Below are 24,975 nucleotides of genomic sequence, written 5' to 3' on the forward strand. Positions count from 1 at the left end.
TGCCGAACCCGCCGCCCCCGGCACGCGCGGGTGCCGATGCCCCCGCGGCCGGCGCCGGGCGCTCCCCGTGCCACCGCCCGGCCCCGCACGCGACCGCTCCCGTGCGCCACCGCGCCGCGCAGGCGGTCACCCCCGTGCCACCGCCTCCGGTCCCGCGCGCTCAGCCGACCAGGTCGGGGATCTCCTGGGTGGCGTACCACAGCAGTTCGTTGGCCTCGGCCCCGTCCACGACGAACTGGGCGTCGTCGTCGCCCCGGTCGGCCGCGGGGAGCGCCGCGATGGCGGCCTCGACGTCCTTGACCGCCGACGTGTCGTCCACGTGGACCGCGGCGATCTTCGCCATCGGCACCGGCGCCGCGAGCCGCACCCGGGCGCGCTCCTCCAGGTCGGTACCGCCGCTGACGTCGCCGTCCGGCACGTCGACCGCGACGACCACCCGGCGCGCGGCCACCTCCACCCCGTCCGCGCGGTCGGCGGCGAGCATTCGCAGGGACGCCCTGGCCGCCTCGGTCAGGGCGACGTACTCCAGTTCCTCGGTGTCACCCGAGACGTACCACTCGACCAACGCGGGGGTGACCGCGTAGCCGGTCAGCGGGGCCGGGCCGATCTCCCCCGCGGCGGCCACGCGGGCCAGCGCCGGGAGCGTACACGGCAGGTAGACGCGCATCCATGCCTCGATCTGTTTCTCCGGGATCGGCACCGGTTCGGCACCGATTCACCCCACGAGTGTGCCAGTCCCGGCGACCCGGCAGGGAGATTGCCCGCGCGGTGCGGCACGCGCCGGACCGGCGGGTACGCCGTCAGCGCAGCGGGACGCGGAGGAGGGTCTCCAGCTCGGAGATGGTCGTCTCGGGGTCGCGGTGGTGCACGCCGACGATGCCGAGCCCGCGGGCGGCCTCGATGTTGGCCTGGATGTCGTCGACGAACACGCATTCCGGCCCGGCCAGGCCGATCCTGCCCAGCGCGTGCTGGAAGATCCTGGCCTCGGGCTTGCGCATGCCGATCTCCCCGGAGATGACGACCTCGTCGAAGACGTCGTCCCAGCCGTCGCGGGGGTACTCGTTGGCCCAGGAGTTGGAGAGCAGGCAGGTCCGCACCCCGGCGGCGCGCGCCTCGCGGAGCATCTCGTACATCGGCTCGACCCGGTGGAATCTGGAGAACATCCTGGCCAGCAGCCCCTCGGCGATCGGCGGCACGCCGTCCGTGGTGAGCAGCCGGGCGGCGAGGTCGCGCTCGAAGTCCAGCCCGGAGATCTCGCCGCGCTCCAGAGCGTGGATCATGTTCTCCCCGGTCGCCGAGCCCTCGTAGGCGTTCATGACGAGCTCGCGCATCACCTGACGGTAGTGGTCGGGGTCGAGCCGCTCGGCGACGACCCACTCCGCGACGGCCTCGGAGAGGTCCACGGTGAGCACGCCGCCCCAGTCGATCAGCACGCCCTTCAGCATCTCGCCTCCTCGATGAAACGGGTTCCAGAGTAGGTCCGGCCGGTGCACGGCGGGAAAGGGGGTGGTGCGAAACTGACCGCCATGGACTTCGCGCTCAGCAGCAAGGCCGAGGAGTACCTCGCCAACCTGACCGATTTCATGAATACGCATGTGTACCCGGCGGAGCCGGTGTACCACGCGTGGCGACGCGACCGAGGTCACGACAACCACGAGCTTCCCCCGGTGGTGGAGGAACTCAAGGCGGAGGCCCGCTCGCGCGGGTTGTGGAACCTGTTCCTCCCTGACGAATCCGGCATGTCGGTGCTCGACTACGCCACCCTGGCCGAGGTCACCGGCCGCTCCATCGACCTGGCCCCCGAGGCGCTGAACTGCGCGGCGCCCGACACCGGGAACATGGAGCTCCTGCACATGTTCGGCTCGCCGGAGCAGCGGGAGCGCTGGCTCACGCCCCTGCTCGCCGGTGAGATCCGCTCGGCCTTCGCGATGACCGAGCCCGCCGTGGCCTCCAGCGACGCGACCAACATCGCCACCTCCATCCGGCTTGACGGCTCCGAGTACGTGATCAACGGTCGTAAGTGGTTCATCACCGGCGTGGCCGACCCGCGCTGCGAGATCATGATCGTGATGGGCAAGACCGATCCGGACGCGCCCCCGCACCGCCAGCAGTCGATGATCCTGGTCCCGTTGGACACCCCGGGGGTGGAGGTCGTCCGTCACCTGCCGCTCTTCGGCTACCAGGAGCAGCACGGCCACTCCGAGGTCGTCTTCACCGATGTCCGGGTGCCCGCCGAGAACCTGATCGGGCAGGAGGGCGACGGCTTCCGCCTGGCCCAGGCCCGCCTGGGCCCCGGCCGCATCCACCACTGCATGCGCGCCATCGGCATGGCGGAGCGGGCCCTGGAACTGATGTGCACCCGCGCCGCCAACCGGGTGGCCTTCGGCCAGACTCTCGCCCAGCAGGGCGTCGTGCAGCAGCAGATCGCCGAGTCGCGCCTGGCCATCGAGCAGGCCCGGCTGCTCACCCTGAAGGCCGCCTGGATGATCGACACCGTCGGCGCCAGGGCCGCCGCCTCCGAGATCTCCGCCATCAAGGTCGTCGCCCCCCGGATGGCCTGCGAGGTCATCGACCGGGCCATCCAGATCCACGGCGGCATGGGCGTCTCCGACGACGTCCCGCTCGCCATGATGTACGCCCAGGCCCGCGCGATGCGCATCTTCGACGGCCCGGACGAGGTCCACCTCCGCACCGTCGCCCGGCGCGAGCTCAAGCCGTACCTCTCCTAGCGTCCCGGGCTCCCGGCGGCTTCCCGGGTGCCGGGCGCATGGAGGCACAAACAAGGAAGATTCCCCACAAATATCCGGATCAAGGGCGGAGACGAGTTTCGCGGTCCCCGGTCGAGGAACGCTACGGGAGTGCGTCGGGGCCGTACCACGGCACGTGGAAGGCGTGATCGGTCTTCCCCGGCCGCGACGGCCCTCTCCCTCGGTTCCTGTGAGGAGGGATCATGGCAGTAGCTCAGACACACCAACCGCGCACCCGCACGGCGCCGCGGTCCACCGCGCCGGCCCCCACGGAACAGCGGACGGCGGAGCGGGAGGCGGCGGAGCCGGCGACGGGCGACCGTTCGTACACGCTGAACCTGCCGATGCTGACGGTGCAGGTCCGGCCGCCGCACATGCCGCACCTCCGCATGCCGCATGTTCGCATGCCGTACGTGAACCGGCAGGAAGCGAGCCACGCCGTCCACACCGCCAGGACGTTCCTCCCTCCGCCGGAGCGCCTCGCCTACTACGGGGGGCTCGGTGCCCTGGCGGTGGCGGGGCTCATCGAATGGCCGGTGGCGGCGGCCATCGGGGTCGGCACGGTGATCGCCCAGCGCGCCCGCAGGGAGAGCCGGTCCGCGGAGCCGGCCGCCCGGCTCCCGGGGCCCGCACCGCGGAAGAAGGCGTCCCCGGCGCCCACGACGTCCGAAACGTCCGGGACGTCCGGGACGTCCACGGCGCGGAAGGCGGGATCCGCTCCCCGCGCCGCACGGTCCACCGCCCGCAGTGCGAAGTCCGCCGCTCCGGCCGCGAAGACCGCGGAGACCACGAAGACCGCAGAAACCGCGAAAGCCACGGAATCCGTGGTGAAGACCGCGGGGGCCCCCACCGGACCGCGTCCGTCGGGCGGCGGAGGCGAACCCGGATGATCACAGCGACGGGGTCGATCGGCCCGCGCGCGACGACGCGCCGGTCCCGGTCCTCACGGGACGCGGCCCCGGAGAGATCGGCCCGGTGAAGCTGCCGGAGATCGCCGAGGAGTTCCGCGCCGTGGGCGGCGCGGAGAGGCGGGAGACCCCCGGAACCGGGGTCAGCGGGCCCGGGAGTTGATCAGCCGGGCGAGCGCGCGGTGCTCGGCTGAGCGCAGCACCCGCTCGGCCTCGGCCGGATCGACGACCGGGGCCTTCTCCAGCAGGCCGCGGGCGGCCTTGAGCTTCAGCAGGCGCCGGACGGACTGGTCGAGCCGGTCCTCGGAGATCTTCCCGGACTCCACCGCGGCCAGCACCGCCCGGTACGCCTCGCGGTAGTCCGGCGGCATCAGCAGCAGGTCGGCCCCCGCCCGGATCGCCCGCACGGCCACCTCACCGTCGCCGTACTTCTTGCGCACCCCCGCCATGTCCAGCGCGTCGGTCGAGACGACCCCGTCGAAGCCGAGCTCCTCGCGCAGCAGCCCGGTCAGGATCGGCTTGGAGAGCGTGGCCGGGTCGCCGGACGGGTCGAGCTTCGGCATGACGACGTGGGCGCTCATGATGGCGTCGACGTTCTTGCCGATGGCGGCGGCGAACGGCGGGGCGTCGAGCTTGCTCCACTGGGCCCGGGAGTGTGTGATCACCGGCAGGCCGGTGTGGCTGTCGACGGCGGTGTCGCCGTGCCCGGGGAAGTGCTTGGCGGTGGCGGCGATCCCGGCGTCGTGGAAGCCGCGGACCGCGGCGGCGACCATCGGCGCGACCTTGCGCGGGTCGGAGCCGTAGGCACGCGGGCCGATCACCGGGTTGCGCGGGTTGATGTTGACGTCGGCGACCGGGGCGAAGTCGAGGTTGACGCCCAGCGCACGCAGCTCGACGCCCGTCGCCTCGGCGGCCCTGCGGGCCAGCGAGGGGTCGCCGGTCGAACCGATGACCGAGGCCCCCGGCAGGTCGGTGACCAGCGGCGCGAGCCGGGAGACCTGGCCGTTCTCCTGGTCGGCGGCGATCAGCAGCGGGATCTCCGGCGACGCCTTCTGCAGCCCGTTGGTCAGCGCCACGACCTGCCGGACGCTCTTGACGTTGCCCGCCCAGGGGAACAGGATCACACCTCCCGGTCGGTACTTGGCGACCATCTTCGCGGGGGTGTCGACACCGAAGCGCGCCTGGTTCTCGCCCGACACCGTGTCGGCCGCCGCCCCGTACAGCACGGGCATGAAGAGCTGCCCGACCTTCTCCTCCACGCTCATCGAGGCGAGCACGGCCTCCACCCCGGAGGGCTTGGCCGTCGCGGGCGCCGTCGGTGTGGTGGCGGGGGCGGGCGTCGCCGCGGCGTCGGCACCGCCCTGCCGGGGCGAGCCCGGCGGCGCCGGAGCCGCCGCCGTCCCCGACGCGGCGCACCCGGCCACCACCGTCGCGATCACTGCCATCCCCGTCGTACGCATCCACCGAGCCATGGTTCCCACGCTATCCGCGCGAGCGACCCGGCACGCCACCCGCGGCCGTCCTCGCGCCGTCAGAGGGCCAGTTCGGCCAGCCCCGGCAGGTGGGCACGGGCCGCGGTACGGGCCTCGGTCGCGGAGGCGGCGGCCCGCGCGGCGCGGGCGGCCAGGACGCACTGCTCGCGGCTGTGGCGGGAGAGCACGGCCCGCACGGCGGGCAGCGCGGGTGCGGACATCGACAGCGAGGCGACGCCCAGCCCGACGAGCACGCAGGCGAGGGCCGGGTCGGCGGCGGCCTCGCCGCACACCCCGCAGGGCGTGCCGTGCTCTCCGGCCCCCTCGACGGCCAGCGCGACCAGGTCGAGCAGGCCGGGCTGCCAGGGGTCGTGGAGCGCGGTCAGCGCGCCCAGCTGCCGGTCGGCGGCGAAGGCGTACTGCGCCAGGTCGTTGGTGCCGAGGGACAGGAAGTCGACCACGGCGGCGAGATCGGCGGCGCGCAGGGCCGCGGACGGGACCTCCACCATCACCCCCGCCGACGGCAGTCCCGCCTCGGCGCAGGCGGCGGCGAACCAGGCGGCCTCCTCGGCGGTGGCCACCATCGGCGCCATCACCTGCAGCCGCGCCGAGGACCGGGACGCCGCCCGGGCCAGCGCGGCGAGCTGGACGTTCATGATCTCCGGGTGCGCCCGGGAGAGCCGGATCCCCCGCTCCCCCAGCGCGGGGTTCGGCTCCTCGGCCTGCGGCGGCAGGAAGGCGAGGGGCTTGTCCGCGCCCGCGTCGAGCGTCCGCACGACCACCCTGCCGCCGGGGAAGGCGTCCAGCACCTCCTGGTAGGCGGCCTCCTGCTCCTCCTCGCCGGGGGCCGAGGCCCGGTCGAGGAAGAGGAACTCGGTCCGGTAGAGCCCGACGCCCTCCGCGCCGTGCTCCAGGGCGGCCGCCAGGTCGCGCGGCCCTCCGATGTTGGCCAGCAGCGGCACCGGACGCCCGTCGGAGGTGGCGCCCGGTCCGGTGGCGGCGGCCAGCCCGGCCTGCCGCGCCGCGGCGGCGGCCCGTGCCTCGGCCACCTCACTGCCGGAGGGTTCGGCGCGTACGAGACCGCCGGTCCCGTCCACCAGCGTCCGCGTACCCGCCGCGATCGAGGTCGCCCCCGGGCAGGCCACGACCGCCGGCACGCCCATCGCGCGGGCGAGGATCGCGGTGTGGCTGGTCGGCCCGCCCTGCTCGGTGACGAAGGCCGCCACCACGTCCCGGGAGAGCAGCGCGGTGTCGGCGGGCGCCAGGTCCCGGGCGACGAGGACGTACGGCTCGGCGGCGCGCACGGGCACGCCCGGCAGGGGCCGTCCTTCGAGGACGGCGACGGCCCGGTCCCTGACGTCGTCGAGGTCGGCGACGCGCTCGCCGAGGTACCCCCCGGCCCCGGCCAGCGCCTCGCGGTAGCGGCCGAACGCCTCGTAGATCGCGCGGGCGGCGCCGGTCCCCCCGTCGACCAGCCGGGCCACCTCGGCGGTCAGGCCCGGGTCGCGCGCCATCATGGCCTGGGCGTCCAGGATGTCTCTGGCCTCACCGCCGGCGCGGGCCCCCCGCTCCTCGAGATCGGCCGCGACCCGTTCGAGCGCCGCCTCGGCCCTGGCCCGCTCCGCCGCGGCGTCCCCGCCGTGCCGGGCCTCCGGGGACGGGACGGCGGCCTCGTACGACAGGACGTACGCGGGACCGACGCCGATCCCCGGGCTCACCCCCACCCCCGTGAGCGTTGTCATGGCGCCGATGCGATACCGGCGAGTTGGTCGACCACCTCGTCGGCCCCCTCGCCCTCGGCCCTGATCACCACGGTGTCGCCCTGGCGAACGTCGAGCGAGAGCACGGCGAGGATGCTCTTGGCGTTCACCGGCTCGCCGTTCCCCTTGGCGACGGTGACGTTCACGGACGCCTTGGCGGCGGTCTGCACGAACGTCGCAGCCGGACGGGCGTGCAGGCCGACCTCGGCCGCAACGGTGACTTGGCGCTCGGCCACGTAATCCTCCTGGAGAGTCGGCCGGGCGGTCTAGACCGCCCGGTTCATTGACGGGGCGACAGGGGCCAGCCGACCCCGGTCAGGTCCGCGACCACGAGATCGGCCGCGGCGAGCTCGGCGTCCGTGTGGGTCGTCGCGATCCCCACGCAGGACATGCCGGCTGCCTTGGCCGCCGTGATCCCGGCGATCGAATCTTCGAACGCCACGCAGTGTGCCGGATCGACGGACAGGCGCGCGGCGGCGAGCAGGAAACCCTCGGGGTCCGGCTTGCCCACGACCACGTCCTGGGCGGAGACGAGCGTGTCCACCAGGGCCCGTACGCCGACCTCGGCCAGCCGCGCCTCGGCCCAGTCCCTGCCCGCGGAGGTGACGACCGCGACCGGCGACCCGTGCTCGGCGACCCGGCGGACCAGATCCGCGGCGCCCGGGACGGGCACGATGTCGGGCAGATCGGGATGGTCGTCGAAAGAGAAGACCTCGGCGATCAGGTCGTCGATCTGCTTACCGGGGAACAGGTGCGCCTGCTCCGCCAGGACGTCGCGACCGCGCCGCCCCATGAACCGGCGCAGCACGACCTCGTCGTGGACGACCCCGTGGCTCCTCAGCAGCATCGACCACATCGCGAGGCTCCGCGGCTCGGTGTTGATCAGCGTGCCATCGAGATCGAAGAGCGCCGCCGCATACATGGGTGAACCAGCCTCCGTGCCGTCATCGTGATCCGTTCCTGCCCCAGCATCCTTGCCGATTCCGCGGGGCCGAACCCCAGCGGGGTCACCTCCACTCGAAAAGCCCGTCTCCCGCCTCCACCCAACCCTCGGCGAGGCCGGTGACGGCACCGGCGGGAGCGTCCAGGGCGACGACCGGGCAGACCGGGGAACGGCCGCCCGCCTCGACCCGCGCCGGGTCCCAGGCCACGACGGGCTGCCCCGCGTCCACCCGGTCGCCCTCGGCGGCCAGCAACGTGAATCCCGCGCCCTTGAGCTGGACCGTGTCGATGCCCAGGTGGACGAGGACCCCGCGGCCGTCGTCGCCCACGACGACGAACGCGTGCGGGTGGAGCTTGACGATCGTGCCCGCGATGGGAGAGAGCGCCGAGCCCGGCGTCCGGACGGGCTCGATCGCCATGCCGGGCCCGACCAGACTCCCGGAGAAGACCGGGTCGGGCACCGACGCCAACCCCACGGCCGCCCCCGCGACCGGTGCCAGAACTGTGGTCATCGCACCCCCCTCGGCAGGTCCCGCCCCGGAGGGCGGGAACGGCCCCTAAGGCCCCGTCAGCCGATGACGTCCTCGATGTCGCTGGCGATCGTGTCGGCCTCGGGGCCCACCACCACCTGGACGATGTTCCCGGCGGCCATCACGCCGTGCGCCCCGGCCGCCCTGAGAGCCGTCTGATCGACCTTGGAGGCGTCGCGCACCTCGGTGCGGAGCCGGGTGATGCACGGTTCGATCTCGATGATGTTGTCCGCACCACCGAGTCCGGCGATGATCGCGTCGGCGTCGGCCGCCATGTCGCCCTCCCATTGTGATTGGCCCTGTCTCCAAGGCTATGACCAGGCTAAAGGACACTGTGTGATCAGTCGGTCTGGGTCACCTTGTTCAGGCCGCGGGGGGCGTCGGGGTCGATGCCCAGCCTGCGCGCGAGGGCCTCGGTCAGGAGCTGGCCGGGGACGATGAGGCCCAGCGGGGCGACCCACTCGGGCAGGTCGGGACCGTTCAGCGCGGCGGTGGCGACCGCGGACAGCGCGGTGCCGCCGCCGACGGTGAAGGCCGAGGCGCCCGCGCCGGTGACCCGCTCGGCGAGCGCCACGGTGCCGGCCAGGGTCGGGCCCTCACCCGCCGCGACCAGGATGGCCGGGGTGTCCTCGTCGACCACGGCGATCGGGCCGTGCAGCAGGTCGGCGTAGGACAGGCCCATCGCGTGCAGGTAGCACGCCTCCTTGAGCTTGAGCGCCAGCTCCAGCGCGGTGGAGAAGGCCAGGCCACGGCCGGAGACGACGGCGCCCGGCTTGTCGGCCAGGCCCTCGACGATCGCCTCCAGGTCACCCGGGTCGTTGATCAGCTTCTCCACCGCGTCCGGGGCCCGCCGCAGGTCGGCGGGGTCGACGTCCGCGCCCAGACCGAGGGCGAGCACGGCCAGCGCGGCGAGCTGGGTGGTGTAGGTCTTGGTGGCCGGGACGGCCTTCTCCTCCCCGGCGACCGTGCAGAGGGCGAGGTCGGCGGCCTGGGCCAGCGGGCTCCGCTCCCCGCCGTTGGTGATGGCCACGGTCTTCGCACCGCAGTCCCTGGCCCAGGCGAGGGTCTCGACGATCTCCTCGGTCCGGCCCGACTGGGAGAGACCGACGGCGAGGACGCCGTCGAGGTCGAGCTTGCGCCGGTAGGTGGTGGCGATCGAGGGGGCGGCGAGCGTGGAGAGTCGTCCCGTGTGCGTCTCAGCGAGGTAGCGGCCATAGACTGCGGCGTTGTCGGAGGTGCCGCGGGCGATGAACAGAAGCTGACGGGTCTGTCCCGCCAGCCGCTCCACCTCGGCGACCCGGGGGAGGAGGGCATCCAGTGTGGCTCGCAGCGCAGCGGGCTGCTCGGCGATCTCGCTGCGCATCTTGGTCGTCATCTCGCGCTCATCCTTCGGTTCGGACGGACCTCGGCGGGGACGAGATCGGGCCGTTATCGATCCGTCGCCGGTCCATACGTTGACACGCTTTTCCAGTCTCTGGTCTAGTCCGGACTAGACCAGTACGAACCATAACTCATGCCACATTTCAGATCGAGGGGGGATTCCATGGCTCAGATCGATCCGGATAGCCCCGTGCCAAAGTACTTCCAGCTGCGGGAGATCCTGCTCGACCTCATCGAGAGCAACGAGCTGACGATCGGCTCGGCGATCCCGTCCGAGCGCGAACTCTGCCAGCGGTTCGGCCTGTCCCGCATGACCGTGCGACAGGCGGTCGACCACCTGGTCTCCGAGGGCAGGCTGCAGCGGGTGGCGGGCAAGGGCACCTTCGTGGCCCGCCCGAAGATCGAGATGGCTCTCCGGCTCACGTCCTTCAGCGACGAGATGCGCGCCAGGGGCATGGAGCCCGGCTCCCGCGACCTGGACCGCCGGGTGGTCAGGGCCAGCGCGCACCTGGCCAGGGAACTCGGCATCCGGCCGGGGGACGAGGTGCACTTCATCGAGCGGCTGCGGACCGCGGCCGGCGAGCCGATGTGCATCGAACGGGCCCACATCCCCGTCTCCCTCGCGCCCGACCTCGACACCTACGACCTGACGGGCCGCTCCCTGTACGCTCTCCTGGAGACCCGCTACGGCCTGGTGCTGGACGCGGGCGAGCTCACCATCGACGGCGGCATCGCCGACCCCGGCGACGCCGACCTGCTGAAGCTGCCGCGCGGCGGGGCCGTGCTGCTGCTCCAGCGCCGCTCCTTCGCGGGCGGCGTCTGCGCCGAGCTCGGAGTCTCCACCTACCGCGCCGACCGCTACCAGCTCCGTACGGTCCTGGAAATACCGACCCGCCGCTCCTGAAGCCCGCAGGGCTCCTCCCCGCCGAACGCCCCGGCCGCGCCCGTCCCGCACCCGGGCCGAGGCCGCCGCGCACCCGTCAGCCTCCCTCCTTCAGCCCCCCGGAGGAAAGAGCATGAGCTTTCCCTCGGCGGACGCGGGTCCGCCCGCCGCCGTACCACCCGGATCCGTTCCGACGAGCGCGCGGCGTCCGGCCGGTCGTCGCCGTGTATTCGCCGCACCGGGTGGTACATACCCTCCATCCCCCGCAGAGCACGGCAGACGGGGGGGTCGAGGATGAGCACGGCAGCGGCGGAGCGCGGCCCGGGCGTCTGGTCGTCCGCCTTCTCGGTCCTGCAGCGCGTCGGACGCTCCCTGATGATGCCGATCGCGGTGCTGCCCGCGGCCGGTCTGCTGCTCAGGTTCGGCCAGGAGGACCTGCTCGGCCGCACCGACAACGCCTTCCTCGACCAGGTGGCCGGGATCTTCGCCGCCGCGGGCGGGGCCCTGTTCGACAACCTGCCGCTGCTGTTCGCGATCGGCGTGGCCATCGGGTTCGCCCGCAAGGCGGACGGCTCCACCGCACTCGCCGCCCTCGTCGGATACCTGGTCTTCGACCGGGTCAGCAGGACGATCTTCTTCACCGCCGCGCCGGAGTCCGAGGTCTACAAGAAGGTCGCGCAGAAAGTCGTGGGGCCGGACGGGCAGGCCGTGCCCGCGCTGAACCTCGGCGTGCAGAACCCCACCGGCGTCCTGGGCGGCATCGTCATCGGCCTCACCGCGGCCCTGCTCTGGCAGCGGTACTACCGGATCAAGCTGCCCTCCTGGCTGGCCTTCTTCGGCGGGCGCAGGTTCGTCCCGATCGTCACCGCCGTCGTCGCGATGGTCCTCGGCGTGGCCTTCGGCCTGCTCTGGCGGCCGGTCGGCGACTGGCTCGCCGGGGTGGGCGACTGGCTCTCCGTCCACGGCACCGTGGGCGCGGGCGCGTACGGCGTCGCCAACCGGCTCCTCATCCCGATCGGCCTGCACCACTTCCTGAACACGATCGTCTGGTTCACCCTGCCCGGGTGCACGGCCGGGGTCGACGGCGCGACCAAGAACGCGGCGGGTGACCTGAACTGCTACTTCGCCGGTCAGGAGGGCGCCGGGATCTTCATGACCGGCTTCTTCCCGGTGATGATGTTCGGCCTGCTCGGCGCCGCGATCGCGATCTGGCGGGCCGCGCCACCGCACCGGCGCCCGGCCGTCGGCGGCATCATGCTCTCGGCGGGGCTCACCGCCTTCGTCACCGGGATCACCGAGCCGATCGAGTTCGCCTTCGTCTTCGTGGCCCCGGTGCTGTTCGTGGTGCACGCGTTCCTCACCGGGCTGTCCATGGCCCTGATGGCCGAGCTGGGCGCCCGCCTCGGGTTCACCTTCTCGGCGGGCGCCATCGACATGCTCCTCAACGCCGGCAAGTCCAACACCCGCGAGCTCGGGGTGATCATCGGCTTCGGCGTGCTCTACTTCGTGATCTACTACCTGCTGTTCACATTCATGATCAGGAAGTTCAACCTGGCCACCCCCGGCCGGGAGCCCGAGGACGGTGGGGCGCCCACCGACACGGCCGCCGCGCCCGCCCCGGCCTCCTCCCCCGTTCCCGGTACGACCGCCGTCCCGTCCGCGGAATCTCCCCGGGAAGCCACGGCGCCACCTCCGGGGTCCACGACGCCTCCTCCTGCCCGTTCCGCGGAACCGCCTGCGCCTCCTGCGGGAGCCACGGAACCGCCGGGCCCCACGACACCGCCCACGGGATCCGCGGAGCCGTCCCCGGGACGGACCGGCACCCCGCGGGACGGGCCGGAGACCGGCCCGCCCGGTTCCTGAGCCGCGTTTCGGCCGCCCGCCGGGGATCACCGTCACGGCCGGAACCCGTCTCCCGGTGATGATGAACCGCTCCAACCCCAGGCCGTCTTCCCCTCCCAATCGGGCGAATCAGCCGGGATTCCGAAGAAGTTGGCGGAGTACGTATCCGGACGGCAGACCGGAAACTCCTTGATCTGTCACCCATGCCGACCAGCAGCCCAGCATCCTCGGAGTCGCCCATGTCGCCCTCTCGACGGCCGGTATCGCTCCCCCGGCTCGCGCCCTCCCCCTCCGCCGAACCGCCCTACGACGACGACCGCCCCGCCGGGGACGCCCCGGCCGCCCCGCCGTACGTCCAGGGAGCCCTGGCCCTCACCGTGGACCCCGAGCCCGGAAGGGATTCCGGGGCCGCGGGTCGCCGGGCGCAGCACCCGTTGGTCTGGGGCCCGCCGGGCGCGCCCCCCGACGAGCGGCGGCTGCGGGCCCTGGCGCAGGCCGTCGCCGAGATTCTCTCCGGCAGGCGGCCGCCGGCGAGCGTCGCCTGCCACCTGACCGGCCGGGCCCAGGCCGAGCTGGTCCGGAGCGGAAAGGTCATCGACAGCACCCGGCCGCCCCGGACCGGCCGGCTTCACGTCTCCCAGCCCGAGGACGGGGTGGTGGAGATGTGCACCGTGGTCGACTGCGGCGACCGCTCGCGCGTACTGGCGCTGAGGCTGGAACGCAGGGGCGTGCGCTGGCTGTGCACCGACGTCGAGACGGCCCCCTGAGCGCCCGTCCCGCACTGGGCACCGGCCCGCCGTCCCGGCCGGGCTCGGAGAGTCCCGGAGCCCGGAGACCCCGGAAGGCCGGGAAGACCCGGGAGGCCGGAAGACCGGCAAACCGAAGGGCCGGGAAGACCCGGAAGACCGGGAACCCGAAGACCCGGGAACCGGAGATGTCGAGAGGGCGGGAGAACCCGGGAACGCCGAAGGGCCCGCACCCATGGGTGCGGGCCCTTCCGGAGGCGGTCAGGCCTCGGTGTGCTTGGGGTCGCCGTGGCAGCGCTTGTACTTCTTGCCCGAGCCGCAGGGGCACGGGGCGTTGCGCTCGACGTTGCCGTAGGCGTCGCGCTCAGCCCGGGTGCTGACCCGGGTGTGCTCGATCTCGCCGCTCTCGCCGGGCGCGGTGTACTCCAGCTCGGAGGGGCGGTCGGGGCCGCGCAGGCCGCGGGCGATGATCGAGCGGGTCTCCGCGATCGCCGCGTCCTCGCTGGCCTCGGCCTCCTCGACGATCGGGTTGGTCTGCACCTCGACTTCGAGGTTGAACAGGTACCCGACCGACTCCTCCTTGATGCCCTCCAGCATCCGGGAGAACATCTCGAAGCCCTCGCGCTGATACTCGATCAGCGGGTCGCGCTGGGCCATGGCGCGCAGGCCGATGCCCTCCTGCAGGTAGTCCATCTCGTAGAGGTGCTCGCGCCACTTGCGGTCGAGGACCGACAGGATGACCCGCCGCTCCAGCTCCCGCATGGCCTCCGAGCCGAGCTCCTCCTCGCGACGGTCGTAGGCGGCCATCGCGTCGTCCTTGATCCGCTCGCTGAGCAGCTCGGCGGTGAGCTCCTCGACGCTGCCCGCCTTCCCGATGACGTCGTCGACGGCGACGCTGATCGGGTAGAGCTGGCCGAGGGCCTTCCACAGCTTGTCGAGGTCCCACTCTTCGGCGAAGCCCTCGGCGGTGGCGCCCGCGACGTAGTCGTCGATCACGTCGTTGATGAAGGTGCGGATCTGCTCGTGCAGGTCGGCGCCTTCGAGCACCCGGTGACGCTCGGCGTAGATCACCTTGCGCTGCCGGTTCATGACCTCGTCGTACTTCAGAACGTTCTTGCGGATCTCGAAGTTCTGCTGCTCGACCTGGTGCTGGGCGGAGGCGATGGCCTTGGAGACGATGCCCGACTCGATCGGGACGTCGTCCGGGATGTTCAGGCGGGTCATGATCATTTCGACCCTGGCCGAGTTGAACAGGCGCATCAGGTCGTCCTCAAGCGAGAGGTAGAACCGCGACTCGCCCGGGTCGCCCTGGCGGCCGGAACGGCCGCGCAGCTGGTTGTCGATGCGCCGCGACTCGTGGCGCTCGGTGCCCAGGACGTAGAGGCCGCCCAGCTCGGTGACCTCGTCGTGCTCGGCCTTGACCACCTCCTTGGCCTTCTCCAGCGCCTCGCCCCAGGCCTTCTCGTACTCCTCCGGGGTCTCGACCGGGTCGAGACCGCGGTTGCGCAGCTCCAGGTCGGCGCGGAAGTCGGGGTTGCCGCCGAGCATGATGTCGGTGCCTCGACCGGCCATGTTGGTGGCGACGGTGACCGCGTGCTTGCGGCCCGCCTCGGCCACGATCGCCGCCTCACGCGCGTGGTTCTTGGCGTTGAGGACCTCGTGCTTGACGCCCCTGCGCTTGAGCTCCTTGGACAGGCGCTCGGACTTCTCCACGCTGGTGGTGCCGACCAGGACCGGCTGGCCCTTCTCGTAGCGCTCCTTGATGTCCTCCACGCACGCCAGGAACTTGGCGTCCTCGGTCTTGTAGACCACGTCGGCCTGGTCCTTACGGATCATCGGCCGGTTCGTGGGGATCGGGACGACGCCGAGCTTGTAGGTCTGGTGGAACTCGTTGGCCTCGGTGGCCGCGGTGCCGGTCATGCCGGAGAGCTTGGCGTAGAGGCGGAAGTAGTTCTGCAGCGTGATCGTGGCGAGAGTCTGGTTCTCGTCCTTGATCTTGACGCCTTCCTTCGCCTCGATGGCCTGGTGCATGCCCTCGTTGTAACGGCGGCCGTGCAGGACGCGCCCGGTGAACTCGTCGACGATCAGGACCTCGCCGTCGACGACGATGTAGTCCTTGTCCTTCTTGTAGAGTTCCTTGGCCTTCAACGCGTTGTTGAGGAAGCCCACCAGGTGGGTGTGCTCGGGCTTGTAGAGGTTCTCAATGCCGAGCCAGTCTTCGACCTTCTGCACGCCCGACTCGAAGATGCCCACTGTGCGCTTCTTCTCGTCGACGGTGTAGTCGCCGCTGCTCTCCTCGCCGTCCTTGCCCTCGGTGCCCCTGCGGAGCCGAGGAACGATCTTGGCGAACTCGGCGTACCACTTGCCGGACTGCTCGCCCGGACCGGAGATGATCAGCGGGGTCCTGGCCTCGTCGATGAGGATGGAGTCGACCTCGTCGACGATGGCGAAGTTGTGGCCGCGCTGGACGCACTCCTCCAGCGACCAGGCCATGTTGTCGCGCAGGTAGTCGAAGCCGAACTCGTTGTTGGTGCCGTAGGTGATGTCGGCGTTGTACTGCCTGCGGCGCTCGTCGGCCGGCATGTTGGCCAGGATGACGCCGACCTCCAGGCCGAGGAAGCGGTGGATGCGGCCCATCTCGTCGGCGTCGCGCTTGGCCAGATAGTCGTTGACCGTGACGACGTGGACGCCCTTGCCCGAGATGGCGTTGAGGTAGGCGGGGAGCGTACAGGTCAGGGTCTTGCCCTCACCGGTGCGCATCTCGGAGATGTTGCCCATGTGCAGGTTGGCCCCGCCCATGATCTGCACATCGAAGTGACGCTTGCCCAGCACCCGCCGGGAGGCTTCACGGACGGTGGCGAAGGTTTCGGGCAGCAGGTCGTCGAGAGACTCGCCGTCGGCGTAACGCTGCTTGAACTCCGCGGTCAGCGCGCGAAGCTCGGCGTCGGTCAGGCTCGTGAAGTCGTCTTCAATGGAGTTGACCTGGTCGGCGATCCGCTTGAGCTTACGCAGAAGCTTGCCTTCGCCTGCGCGAAGAATCTTGTCGAGAAAGGCTGGCACTTTAGCTAAAGCTCCTCGCAGGTCTTCCGCGGCCGGACGGCCCGGTTGAGGACGAGACATGGTTCTCCGCTGCCATCGTAGGCGGTTCTACCACCTGACACAGCCACCCTGAATCACGCCCCGGCAGCGGATAGCGTTCCTTGCCCCCTTCTTTGAGAGAGTACGACCAGCTTCTAGGGGTATGTCGCCTCTAGCACGCCCGCGCGGGAATCGCCGCGCGGGCGCGTCGTTATGTTCGGAAGGAGTGGCCGCAATGGCGGACGACACGCATCAGGCAGACGCCAACCACGGGGGAAAGGCGTCGTCCTGGCTGGCCGTGACCGTCATCCTGCTGGGCTTCACCATCGCGGGGGTGGCCCTCTGCCTGGGTCCCAACTGGTTCATGTTCTGGATGGGGGCGGCGGTCTGCGCCCTGGGCGGGATCCTGCTGCTGGCCTTCCGGGTCTTCCAGGACGTGGTCCTCGACGCCCCCCGTACGATGCACGCGGGGACGAACCGGGACATGCTCAGCTGACGGGCCCGCCGGCCGGGACAACCGGGCGACCGGCGGGACGACCGGGGCAGTCGGCGGGACGGCCGGGGCGGCCGCGCCGGAGCACGACCGGCCTGTGGACCCGGCCGCCGGAGCGGCCACCCGGAGAGCACGGGCTGACACCGGCATAGCCCTTTCGTCGGTGTGGGGCGCTAACCTCGGCGTCATGCTGACGTGTTGCTTCCCCCGGGGGCGGGCATGACGCTCGCCCTCTCCCCCGACGAGGCTCGCCGCATCATCCTCCGCGCCCAGGGCTTCCTGGGCGCCGAGGCCCGCCGCGGCGGCGCCCCCGCGACGCTGCGCAGGCTGGGGGCCGTCCAGCTCGACACGATCTCGGTGCTGGCCCGCTCGCACGAGCTGGTCGCCTACGCCCGCCTCGGCGCCGTCGGCAGGCAGAAGGTCGAGCGGGCCTACTGGGACGACCCGGCCCGGGCGTTCGAGTACTGGTGCCACGCGGCCTGCATCCTGCCGATCGACGACTGGCCGCTGTACGCGTTCCGGCGCCGCTACTACCGCGACCGGAAGTTCCGCTGGCACGACGTGCCCGACAGCGTGGACAAGATCCTGCAGTTGGTCCGCGAGAGCGGGCCCGTCACCACCACCGACATCGGCGGCGCCAAGAACGGCGGCCCCTGGTGGGACTGGTCGGACTCCAAGATAGCCATCGAGTGGCTGCTCGACACGGGCGAGGTCGTCTGCACCCGCCGGGTGGGCTGGCGCCGCGTCTACGATCTCACCGAGCGCGCGGTCCCCGCGCACCTGCTCGCCGAGGACCTGTCCGACGCCGAGTGCGTCGCCCGCCTCGCCCGGATCGCCGGGCGCGCCCTGGGCGTCGCCACCCGCGCCGACCTCGTCGACTTCCTCCGCCTCAAGGCTCCCGAGGCGCTCCTGCTCGACCGGTGCCTGCTCGACGGCGCGACCGGGCTGGTGCCCGTCCGCGTCTCCGGGTGGCCGGAGCGCTCGGCCGCGGCCTGGGCCGACCCCGCCGCGTTGGAGACCGAACCCCGGGGCCGCCACCGTACGACCCTGCTCTCCCCGTTCGACTCCCTCGTCTGGGACCGCGCCCGCACCCTCCGCGTCTTCGGCTTCAACCACCGCCTGGAGGCGTACGTGCCCAAGGACAAGCGCGTCCACGGGTACTTCACCATGCCGCTGCTGGCCGGAGGCCGGTTGATCGGCCGGGTCGACCCGGCGCGCGAGGGCTCCACGCTCGTCGCCCGCCAGGTCGGGCTCGAACCGGGCGTCTCCCCCGGCAAGGGCGCCGGGCCGCTGGCCGAGGCGCTGTGGGAGGCGGCCGGTTGGGTCGGCTGCGACGCCGTACGCGTCGAACAGGTCGATCCGCTGCTGGCGGGTCCGCTCCACGACGCCCTGGGGCGCTGAGCGGAGGGGCGGCGACCACCGCGACCGCCCGGGGCGGGTCCGGACCGGGATCGGCACGGAGACCACCGCGGACCGCCGGGGCGAGCGGATCACCACCGGGCGCGGATCACCACCGGGGGCGGGCGGATCACCGCCGGGCGCGCACCGGCACCGGGGGGGCGGCGACCGCGGGACGGTCGCCGCGCCGGACGGGCCGCGTCAGGTGATCTCCAGCATCCGCTCGCGCACCGCGTAGACCACCGCTTCCATCCGGGAGTGCAGCTGGAGCTTGTCCAGGATGTTGCGGACGTGGTTCTTCACGGTGTTCTCCGAGATGAACAACTGCTTGGCGATCTCCCGGTTGTTCATGCCCTTCGCGACCAGGCGGAGCACCTCCATCTCCCGCTCCGTCAGGCGCGGAACGGGGAGCTGCGGTGGCCGCTCGGCCTCCTTGCGGCTCATGCTGGCGAACTCGCTGATGAGCTTGGCGGCCATCGCCGGGTTGATCAGCGACTGCCCTTCGTGCACGCCGCGCACGGCCTGCGGGACCTCGTCGAGCTGGACGTTCTTCAGCAGGTAGCCGGTGGCTCCCGCCTTGATCGCCTCGAAGAGGTCTTCCTCCTCGTCGCTCACCGTCAGCATGATGATCCGCGTGCTCGGCACGGAGGCCTTGATCGCACGTGTGGCCTCGATGCCGCTCCTGCGCGGCATCCGGACGTCCATGAGCACGACGTCCGGGGTGAGACGGTCGGCGAGTTCGACCGCTTCCTGACCGTCGCTCGCCTCGCCGACCACCTCGATATCCGTCTCCGCGTCCAGCGCCATCTCCAGGCTGCGCCGGATCAGCGCGTGATCGTCAACGATCAGCACGCGGATCGGGTCGCCACGCCCGGCGGAGCCGGTTGCGTCGTCGGGTTCCGTCACGCCTCCTCCTCGGGGGGCCAGAGCCGTTGGACCGCCATGATTACACGGGTTTCACGGTCCTCGGGTTGGGCGGAGAGGATCTTCGAACGCGTCCGTCAGGGTTCGACGAGGCGCAGGACGCCGTAGTTGTACCCCTGCCGCAGATATACGACGCTGGGCTGGCCGCTCTCCTTGTCGCGGAACAGGTAGAAGTCGTGCCCCACCAGCTCCATCTCCAGGAGGGCCTGATCGATCGTCATCGGCTCGGCCTTGTGGAACTTCTCCCTGACGATGAGCGGCCCGTCGCCGTCCATCTCGATGGGGATTATCGCCTGGTCCTCCGAGAGTTCGGCCTCGTCCGCGGTCTCGGCCGCGGGCCGGCTCTCCGCCTCGGTGAGAAGCCGGGCCGGGGCGCTCTCCAGGGATTCCGCGAGCGCGGTGGCCGTCAGCTCGGCGACCGAGGGGGGGCAGTGGTTGCCGTGGTGGATCTTCCGCCGGTCGGCGAGACGGCGGAGCCTTCCTTCGAGTTTTCCGAGTGCTATGTCAAGGGCGGCGAAGCGGTCGTCGGCCGAGGCCTCCGCGCGGATGGCGGGACCGCGCGAGTGGATGGTGAGCTCTACCCGCTCGCGCTGGTCGACGATGCGGGGATTACGCTCCTTGGACACCTCCACGTCAACGCGAATGAGCTTGTGGTCAAGACGCTCGATCCTGGCCAGCTTGGTGTTCACATGATCGCGGAATCGGTCACTCACTCCGGTGTGCCGCCCCTTGACGATGATCTCCATGCACAGCCCCCCTTCGAATCTCGACGGTGGTACGCGACACCCGCTCGGCCGACCTGGTCTTCGTCCCCACATCCGCCTGCTGAGGGTTTCGCAGCTCTTTGCCACTACATGCCCTTCTCCTCTGGCGAGGAACATCTGGCTCCTCGGGAAGGCAGGACTTACCTCTAAGCCGCACCGTGATCGATCGACGAAAAGTCGTCTTACGTGGGCCGTTTCGCCTGCGGCTGGCATCGGCTAGCCAGGCCGGCCCCCCAGCGGGGGTCGGTCCGGCGCAACCACGGACCCGAGCGGGTGCCATGGCTCAGACGCTATCCGCATCCTGGCCGAATGTCAGCCTGCCGATCCCCCGAAGGATCACTTTGGGTAGCGTCAGCGGGTCCGCGGCCCGCTCCGGGGCACCGCAGGCAGGTCCGGCGCGTCGGCGCACGACGGCTTTCCATACCCACTGAGCAGCTCTTATGCCCCGATCGAGGCGGCGAGATGTGGCGCCGGGGTGAGAATGACCATTTGCTTTCTCTTTACCCTCCGTCACCGCTGCGATTTTGATCTCTTCGGCGTGTCGCGGCGACCGCGGCGGCGAAGGAGGGGGTCACCCCCGCCTCCCGGAGCGCCCTGGCCGCCTCGGCGAGCGTCGCGCCCGTGGTGACGATGTCGTCGACCAGCACAACCGCCTCCACGCCGCCCCAGGATCGCGGTACGGGCGCGTTCCGGTCGGCCGGAACCGTGAAGGCCGAGAAGAGGTTCGCGGCCCGCTGAGACGAGCTCAGCCCCGCCTGGTCGGCCACCCGGCGCCGCTGGGCGAGCACCCCGGCCACGGTCACGGGCCACCCGGCCAGACCGAGGTAACCGGCCGCCAGCTCCGCGAGCCGGGTCACCGGGTCGTGCCCGCGCCGCCGCAGCACCGGCCGCGCACTGGGCACCGGCACGAGCACGACCGGCCGCGCGCCCGCCGCGGCGGCCACCGCCAGGGCGAGCGCCCCGGCCAGGGGACGCGCGACGGCCGTGCGGCCCCGCTCCTTGTACGCGATGATCATCCGGCGCACGGCGGGTGTGTATTCGCCCGCCGACCAGCACGCGGGCAGGCCGGGCGGGGCGGGATCGGGGGTCCGGCGCGCGGGCCGGCCGTGGAGCTCCACGGCGCAGCGGGGGCAGACGAGAACGCCCGGCGCGTCGCATCCGGCGCATCGGGGCGGCAGGATCAGGTCGAGCATGGCGGTCGTCACGGACTCACGGTGTCATGCCCCACCGACAGAAATCGCAGGACAGAGGCCGGATGGGTGTCCCGGCCACGGAAGTCCGGCGGGAGCGGCCCCGGCCGCCGCACACCCGGAACGAACCGGTCCACACCCGGAGCGGACCGGTCGCCGCTTCCCAGAGGGCTGCCCGGCCGTCCCCGGAGCCGTCGCCGTCCCGGGGCGGTCCCGGGACGGCGACGGGCCGGAATCGACCCGGGAAGGCCGGGAAGACCGGATCCGGGTCATCCCGGAGGGAAGACCGGGAAGGACGGGCCCGGATACCCCCGGGCGAAGACCGGGAGAAACGGACCCCGATCACCCCGGGAAGACCGGACCCGGGTCACCCCAGGGGGAAGGCCGGGGAGGACGGGCCGTCGGGACCGTTCTCGGCGAAGCCGGTGGAGCCGGTCGTCTCGTCCTTGACCAGCGGATCCCACTTGGCGGTGTTCCAGAACAGGACCTGCCGGTTGCCGTTGTCGTCTTCCGCCCCGGCCAGCAGGGTGCCGTCCAGCGCGGTGATGCTCTTGATGCGGGAGTCGGAGGCCAGCGACTTGGGCGCGGCGGTGACGGACGCCTCCAGCAGCTCGGACTTGCCGGTCAGCACGTAGAGGGTCTTGCCGTCCTTCCAGGCGATGTCCTTGATCGTCTGCCCGCTCTCGGCGGGCACCACGGTCTGGAGGTTGTCGATGCGGGTGTTCTCGCGCTGGCCGATGACCGTGCCGATGTGGACCTGCTCCCCCATCCCGTCCCTGACGACCACCGCGACGTGCACGCCGTCCCGTGCGACCTTGAGCAACCGGACGTGGGCCGTCTCCAGCTCGGGAGCGGAGACCCGGTACTGGTGCTTGTTCTCGCTGTCGTGCCGGAGCACGATCGAGGTGTGGTCGTCGGGCCGGTTGACCGTCCAGAGCGTGTCGTAGCGGTCCCAGGACGGCGGGGTGAGGTTGTCGCCGGTCACCCACACCCGCCACTCGCCGCCCGCGGCCAGCGGCGCCACGGAGACGGTCTTGTCGTCCGCCGAGAGCACCGCCACCTGCTTGACCGGCTGGGCGCTGATCGCCGGATGTTTGAACTCGTTGTCCTTCTGGCCCGCCCGGCCCGGCACCGGGTGGCCCGTGTTCTCCTTGCCCAGCAGATGCAGGGCCCCGCCGGCCAGGTAGAACGGGGCGACGTTGTTCGGGGTCATCCAGGGGTCGAACCTCGACTGCTCCTGCGCGTCGATCTGGAGCGCGGAGCCGGAGGAGTAGTACGGCTCGCCGTTGACCTTGACCTCGAAGCCCCAGCCGCCCTTGGTCAGCGCGGTGAGCGTGGCGGCGAGCTGGGCCGCCATCGAGTTGACGCGGTCGACGTCGACGCCCCGGGTGAGGTCGATGACGACGCGGTTGTTCTCGGTGGTGACGTCGATGAGCTCGGTGCCGGGCTCGAAGGCGGTGTTCACCGCGTCCTTCAGCGAACTGCTCGGCCCCTGCAGCAGCCGCTCGACCGTGGTCTTGGCGAAGTTGGCCGCGGGATCGATCGGCACGCGGACCTGGTCGACCACCAGTCCCTTCCACTGCGCGTCCAGGAAGTACAGGTCCACGGGGAGGTAGCCGCGGTCGACGTCGACCTCCGAGAGCAGCAGCCCGTCGGGGGCGGCGTCGATCCGCCAGCCGCCGGGCCCCCTGACGAGGCTGAAGGGCTCGTTGAGCGCGCCGCCGCTGGGGCGGTAGCGGCCGTCCTGGTCGATGATGGCCGTGACGGCGCCCTTGAGGGTGACCCGCGTCTGCTTGTCCTCCTCGCCCACGGGCGGGAGCTTCTCGTAGTCACCCTGCCGGTAGACCGTGACGCCGCTGTGGGGGTTCCACTTCCTGGCGAAGGTCTCGGTCAGGTAACGGCGGGCGACCGTGCGGGCCGGGTCGTCGGGGCTGGCCATCGCGGCCCGGAAGCCGGTGACGACCTCCTCGGGCGACCACTCGGGGTTCGGCGACATGGGGATGACCCGCGCGTACGGGTCGCCGAGCGGGTTGCCCTTGCGCACGTCGTCGACGGCGATGGCCTTGCCGCCGGTGGGGATGACGGCGCAGGAGGACGTGCCGCAGGCCAGCACGGCGGCCATCGCCGCCAGGCCCGCGGCGCGGAGAGGCTTAGTCCGCATCGCGGCCTCCGTCGATCACCGCGGGCGACAGCACCGGGGTCATGTGCTGCCCCCGCCACGTGCGGCGCATCTCCACCTCCGGCGGGACCAGCGGCAGCGGCGATCCGCGCAGGACGGCCCCGGCCACCCTGGGCAGCGAGAGCCGGAACTGCGATCCCTCGCCGGGGGCGCCCCAGGCCTGCAACCAGCCGCCGTGCAGCATGGCGTCCTCCCGGGAGATGGCCAGCCCCAGTCCGGTGCCGCCGATCGTGCGGGCCCGGGACGGGTCGGCCCGCCAGAAGCGGTCGAAGACCAGGTTCTCCTCACCGGGCTTCAGGCCCACCCCGTGGTCGCGTACGGCCACCGCGACCGCGTCCCGGTCGGCGCCGACCGAGACGACGATGTCGCGCCCCTCGCCGTGCTCGATGGCGTTGAACAGCAGGTTGCGCAGGATGCGCTCGACCCTGCGGCTGTCCATCTCCGCCATGCAGGGCTCACCGGGCAGGCGCAGGTCGAACCTGGTGGAGTGCCGCTCGGCCAGCGCCTCGGAGTCGGCGACGGCGCGGAGCACCACGTCCCTGACGTCCACGGAGTCGATGTCCAGGTCGGCGGCGCCCGCGTCGTAGCGACTGATCTCCAGCAGGTCGGCGAGCATCGCCTCGAACCGGTTGAGCTGGTTCTGCATCAGCTCGGCCGACCTGGCGGCCATCGGGTCGAAGTCCTCCCGGGCGTCGTAGAGCAGGTCGGCGGCCATTCGCACGGTGGTCAGCGGGGTGCGCAGCTCGTGCGAGACGTCGGAGACGAACTGCCGCTGGACCTGGGAGAGCTCCTCCAGCTGGTGGATCTTCAGCGCCAGGTTGGCGGCCATCTCGTTGAAGGAGGTGGCCAGGCGTGCCAGGTCGTCCTCACCGCGCACCTTCAGCCGTTCGTCCAGGCGCCCGGCGGCCAGCCGCTCGGCGGCCTGCCGCGCGAGACGCACCGGCGTGACGACCTGGCGGGTGACCAGGAAGGCGATGGCGGCCAGCAGCAGGACGAGACCGGCGCCGACGAGGATGATCATCTGCTGGACCGAGGCGAGGATCCGTTCCTCCTTGTCCAGGGGGACGAGGTGGTAGATCTCGTACGAGGTGTCGAGCCCGGTGCCCCAGGTGTCGAGGCGGGTGCCGATGATCAGGCCGGGCACCGGCTCCGGCTGCCCCTTGTAGTACAGCGGGGTGTACCAGGTGCTGTCTTCGCCGGCTTCCTTCTTGAACAGCTCCTCGCGCTGCCTGGGCGGGATGCTGACCGGGTCGATGTTCGTGGTGCCGTAGAACTCGCCGGGCCGGTTCTCGTTGCGGATGATCACCGAGTAGCGGCTGGCCGAGCCCGCGCGCCGGGCGAGCGCGTCGGTGGCCTGGCTGAGCGGGCTGCCGCCGCCCGCCTGGAGCGCCTGGCCCGACTCCACGGGCTGCTTGGCGGCCTCGGCGGCCGGCTGGTTGAGGTAGCCGAGCACCGCGTTCCGGTCGGCCTGGGCCTCGCTTCTGGCCGCGCTCTCCCTGGCCTCCAGCGTGGCTCTGGCGATCTGCTGCATGAGGAAGACGCCGAGCACGGCGACCACCACGATGGAGATGACCATGGTGCTGGTGACCACGCGGAGCTGTAGCGAGCGCCAGAAGACCCGGCGCACCCGCCCGGCCGCGCGCCGGACGCTTCGCCGGAGGCCCCGCGCCAGCTGGCGCGGGGTCCGGCGACGCTTCTTCGGGGCGGAAGGCATGTCGGGGTCCGGGGGGATCCGCGGA

At 71.8% G+C, this 24,975-nt stretch carries 22 protein-coding genes; 6 read left to right on the forward strand and 16 right to left on the reverse strand.

Annotated features, from left to right (window positions below):
- Positions 1 to 160: 160 nt before the first annotated feature.
- Together ABD841_RS28285 and ABD841_RS28290 are read right to left on the reverse strand one after the other, a co-directional pair.
- The gene (locus ABD841_RS28285; protein ID WP_344978260.1) at positions 161 to 667 is read right to left on the reverse strand and encodes a DUF6912 family protein; all 507 of its coding nucleotides are present in this window, start codon (positions 665 to 667) and stop codon (positions 161 to 163) included.
- Positions 668 to 800: 133 nt separating this feature from the next.
- Positions 801 to 1,445, reverse strand: a complete 645-nt coding sequence (locus tag ABD841_RS28290; protein ID WP_344978169.1) for an HAD family hydrolase — start codon at positions 1,443 to 1,445, stop codon at positions 801 to 803.
- A gap of 81 nt (positions 1,446 to 1,526) precedes the next feature.
- Between ABD841_RS28290 and ABD841_RS28295 the strand changes: the two genes are divergently transcribed.
- On the forward strand, positions 1,527 to 2,729 hold the full coding sequence (locus tag ABD841_RS28295) for an acyl-CoA dehydrogenase family protein (protein ID WP_344978171.1): 1,203 nt from the start codon (positions 1,527 to 1,529) through the stop codon (positions 2,727 to 2,729).
- A gap of 505 nt (positions 2,730 to 3,234) precedes the next feature.
- On the opposite strand, the gene ABD841_RS28300 is transcribed toward ABD841_RS28295, so the two are convergent.
- The 8 genes from ABD841_RS28300 to ABD841_RS28335 all read right to left on the reverse strand — a co-directional run bounded on the left by ABD841_RS28300 (position 3,235) and on the right by ABD841_RS28335 (position 9,734).
- On the reverse strand, positions 3,235 to 3,564 hold the full coding sequence (locus ABD841_RS28300; RefSeq protein WP_344978173.1) for a hypothetical protein: 330 nt from the start codon (positions 3,562 to 3,564) through the stop codon (positions 3,235 to 3,237).
- Between the two features lie 234 nt (positions 3,565 to 3,798).
- Positions 3,799 to 5,127, reverse strand: coding sequence for a glycoside hydrolase family 3 protein (locus ABD841_RS28305; protein ID WP_344978175.1), 1,329 nt, complete (start codon positions 5,125 to 5,127; stop codon positions 3,799 to 3,801).
- Between the two features lie 59 nt (positions 5,128 to 5,186).
- Positions 5,187 to 6,869, reverse strand: a complete 1,683-nt coding sequence (ptsP, locus tag ABD841_RS28310; protein WP_344978176.1) for a phosphoenolpyruvate--protein phosphotransferase — start codon at positions 6,867 to 6,869, stop codon at positions 5,187 to 5,189.
- Entirely contained in the window at positions 6,866 to 7,123 is a 258-nt protein-coding gene (locus ABD841_RS28315) for an HPr family phosphocarrier protein (RefSeq protein WP_344978178.1), read from the reverse strand. Before ABD841_RS28315 ends, ptsP begins: the two co-directional genes overlap by 4 nt.
- Positions 7,124 to 7,167: 44 nt before the next feature.
- Positions 7,168 to 7,809 (reverse strand): HAD family hydrolase, encoded by a 642-nt coding sequence (locus tag ABD841_RS28320; protein WP_344978180.1) that lies wholly within the window; start codon positions 7,807 to 7,809, stop codon positions 7,168 to 7,170.
- An 85-nt stretch (positions 7,810 to 7,894) separates the two neighbouring features.
- Positions 7,895 to 8,341 carry a PTS sugar transporter subunit IIA gene (locus ABD841_RS28325; protein WP_344978182.1) on the reverse strand — a complete coding sequence of 149 codons (447 nt, stop codon included), beginning with the start codon at positions 8,339 to 8,341 and terminating at the stop codon, positions 7,895 to 7,897.
- 56 nt (positions 8,342 to 8,397) lie between these two features.
- The gene (locus ABD841_RS28330) at positions 8,398 to 8,634 is read right to left on the reverse strand and encodes a PTS sugar transporter subunit IIB (RefSeq protein WP_344978184.1); all 237 of its coding nucleotides are present in this window, start codon (positions 8,632 to 8,634) and stop codon (positions 8,398 to 8,400) included.
- Between the two features lie 65 nt (positions 8,635 to 8,699).
- Positions 8,700 to 9,734 carry an SIS domain-containing protein gene (locus ABD841_RS28335; RefSeq protein WP_344978186.1) on the reverse strand — a complete coding sequence of 345 codons (1,035 nt, stop codon included), beginning with the start codon at positions 9,732 to 9,734 and terminating at the stop codon, positions 8,700 to 8,702.
- A gap of 168 nt (positions 9,735 to 9,902) precedes the next feature.
- Here ABD841_RS28335 and ABD841_RS28340 point away from each other — a divergent pair, with 168 nt between their 5' ends.
- The 3 genes from ABD841_RS28340 to ABD841_RS28350 all read left to right on the forward strand — a co-directional run bounded on the left by ABD841_RS28340 (position 9,903) and on the right by ABD841_RS28350 (position 13,231).
- Complete coding sequence (locus tag ABD841_RS28340) at positions 9,903 to 10,643, forward strand: GntR family transcriptional regulator (RefSeq protein ID WP_344978188.1); 741 nt, start codon at positions 9,903 to 9,905, stop codon at positions 10,641 to 10,643.
- A gap of 273 nt (positions 10,644 to 10,916) precedes the next feature.
- A complete protein-coding gene (locus tag ABD841_RS28345) occupies positions 10,917 to 12,485 on the forward strand; it encodes a PTS transporter subunit EIIC (RefSeq protein ID WP_344978190.1) in 1,569 nt (522 codons plus the stop codon).
- Between the two features lie 218 nt (positions 12,486 to 12,703).
- Positions 12,704 to 13,231 (forward strand): Rv3235 family protein, encoded by a 528-nt coding sequence (locus ABD841_RS28350; RefSeq protein ID WP_344978192.1) that lies wholly within the window; start codon positions 12,704 to 12,706, stop codon positions 13,229 to 13,231.
- 240 nt (positions 13,232 to 13,471) lie between these two features.
- Here the strand turns inward: ABD841_RS28350 and secA are convergent, their stop codons facing one another.
- Positions 13,472 to 16,270 carry a preprotein translocase subunit SecA gene (gene secA, locus ABD841_RS28355; protein ID WP_344978194.1) on the reverse strand — a complete coding sequence of 933 codons (2,799 nt, stop codon included), beginning with the start codon at positions 16,268 to 16,270 and terminating at the stop codon, positions 13,472 to 13,474.
- Positions 16,271 to 16,523: 253 nt separating this feature from the next.
- Between secA and ABD841_RS28360 the strand changes: the two genes are divergently transcribed.
- Both ABD841_RS28360 and ABD841_RS28365 read left to right on the forward strand, forming a co-directional pair.
- Entirely contained in the window at positions 16,524 to 16,784 is a 261-nt protein-coding gene (locus ABD841_RS28360; protein ID WP_344978196.1) for an HGxxPAAW family protein, read from the forward strand.
- 192 nt (positions 16,785 to 16,976) lie between these two features.
- Positions 16,977 to 18,182 (forward strand): winged helix-turn-helix domain-containing protein, encoded by a 1,206-nt coding sequence (locus tag ABD841_RS28365; protein ID WP_344978198.1) that lies wholly within the window; start codon positions 16,977 to 16,979, stop codon positions 18,180 to 18,182.
- Positions 18,183 to 18,380: 198 nt separating this feature from the next.
- On the opposite strand, the gene ABD841_RS28370 is transcribed toward ABD841_RS28365, so the two are convergent.
- From ABD841_RS28370 to mtrB, 5 genes are all read right to left on the reverse strand, one after another.
- Positions 18,381 to 19,085: a response regulator gene (locus ABD841_RS28370; protein WP_344978200.1), complete on the reverse strand. Its 705-nt coding sequence runs from the start codon at positions 19,083 to 19,085 to the stop codon at positions 18,381 to 18,383.
- A 95-nt stretch (positions 19,086 to 19,180) separates the two neighbouring features.
- A complete protein-coding gene (hpf, locus tag ABD841_RS28375; RefSeq protein WP_344978202.1) occupies positions 19,181 to 19,849 on the reverse strand; it encodes a ribosome hibernation-promoting factor, HPF/YfiA family in 669 nt (222 codons plus the stop codon).
- A 518-nt stretch (positions 19,850 to 20,367) separates the two neighbouring features.
- Complete coding sequence (locus ABD841_RS28380) at positions 20,368 to 21,072, reverse strand: ComF family protein (RefSeq protein WP_344978204.1); 705 nt, start codon at positions 21,070 to 21,072, stop codon at positions 20,368 to 20,370.
- A 352-nt stretch (positions 21,073 to 21,424) separates the two neighbouring features.
- Positions 21,425 to 23,218, reverse strand: a complete 1,794-nt coding sequence (locus ABD841_RS28385) for an LpqB family beta-propeller domain-containing protein (protein ID WP_344978206.1) — start codon at positions 23,216 to 23,218, stop codon at positions 21,425 to 21,427.
- Positions 23,208 to 24,950 carry an MtrAB system histidine kinase MtrB gene (gene mtrB / locus ABD841_RS28390; protein ID WP_344978208.1) on the reverse strand — a complete coding sequence of 581 codons (1,743 nt, stop codon included), beginning with the start codon at positions 24,948 to 24,950 and terminating at the stop codon, positions 23,208 to 23,210. The genes ABD841_RS28385 and mtrB overlap by 11 nt, the downstream gene beginning before the upstream one ends.
- Positions 24,951 to 24,975 lie beyond the last annotated feature (25 nt).

The organism is Streptosporangium fragile (assembly GCF_039534445.1).
Classification (GTDB): Bacteria; Actinomycetota; Actinomycetes; order Streptosporangiales; family Streptosporangiaceae; genus Streptosporangium; species Streptosporangium fragile.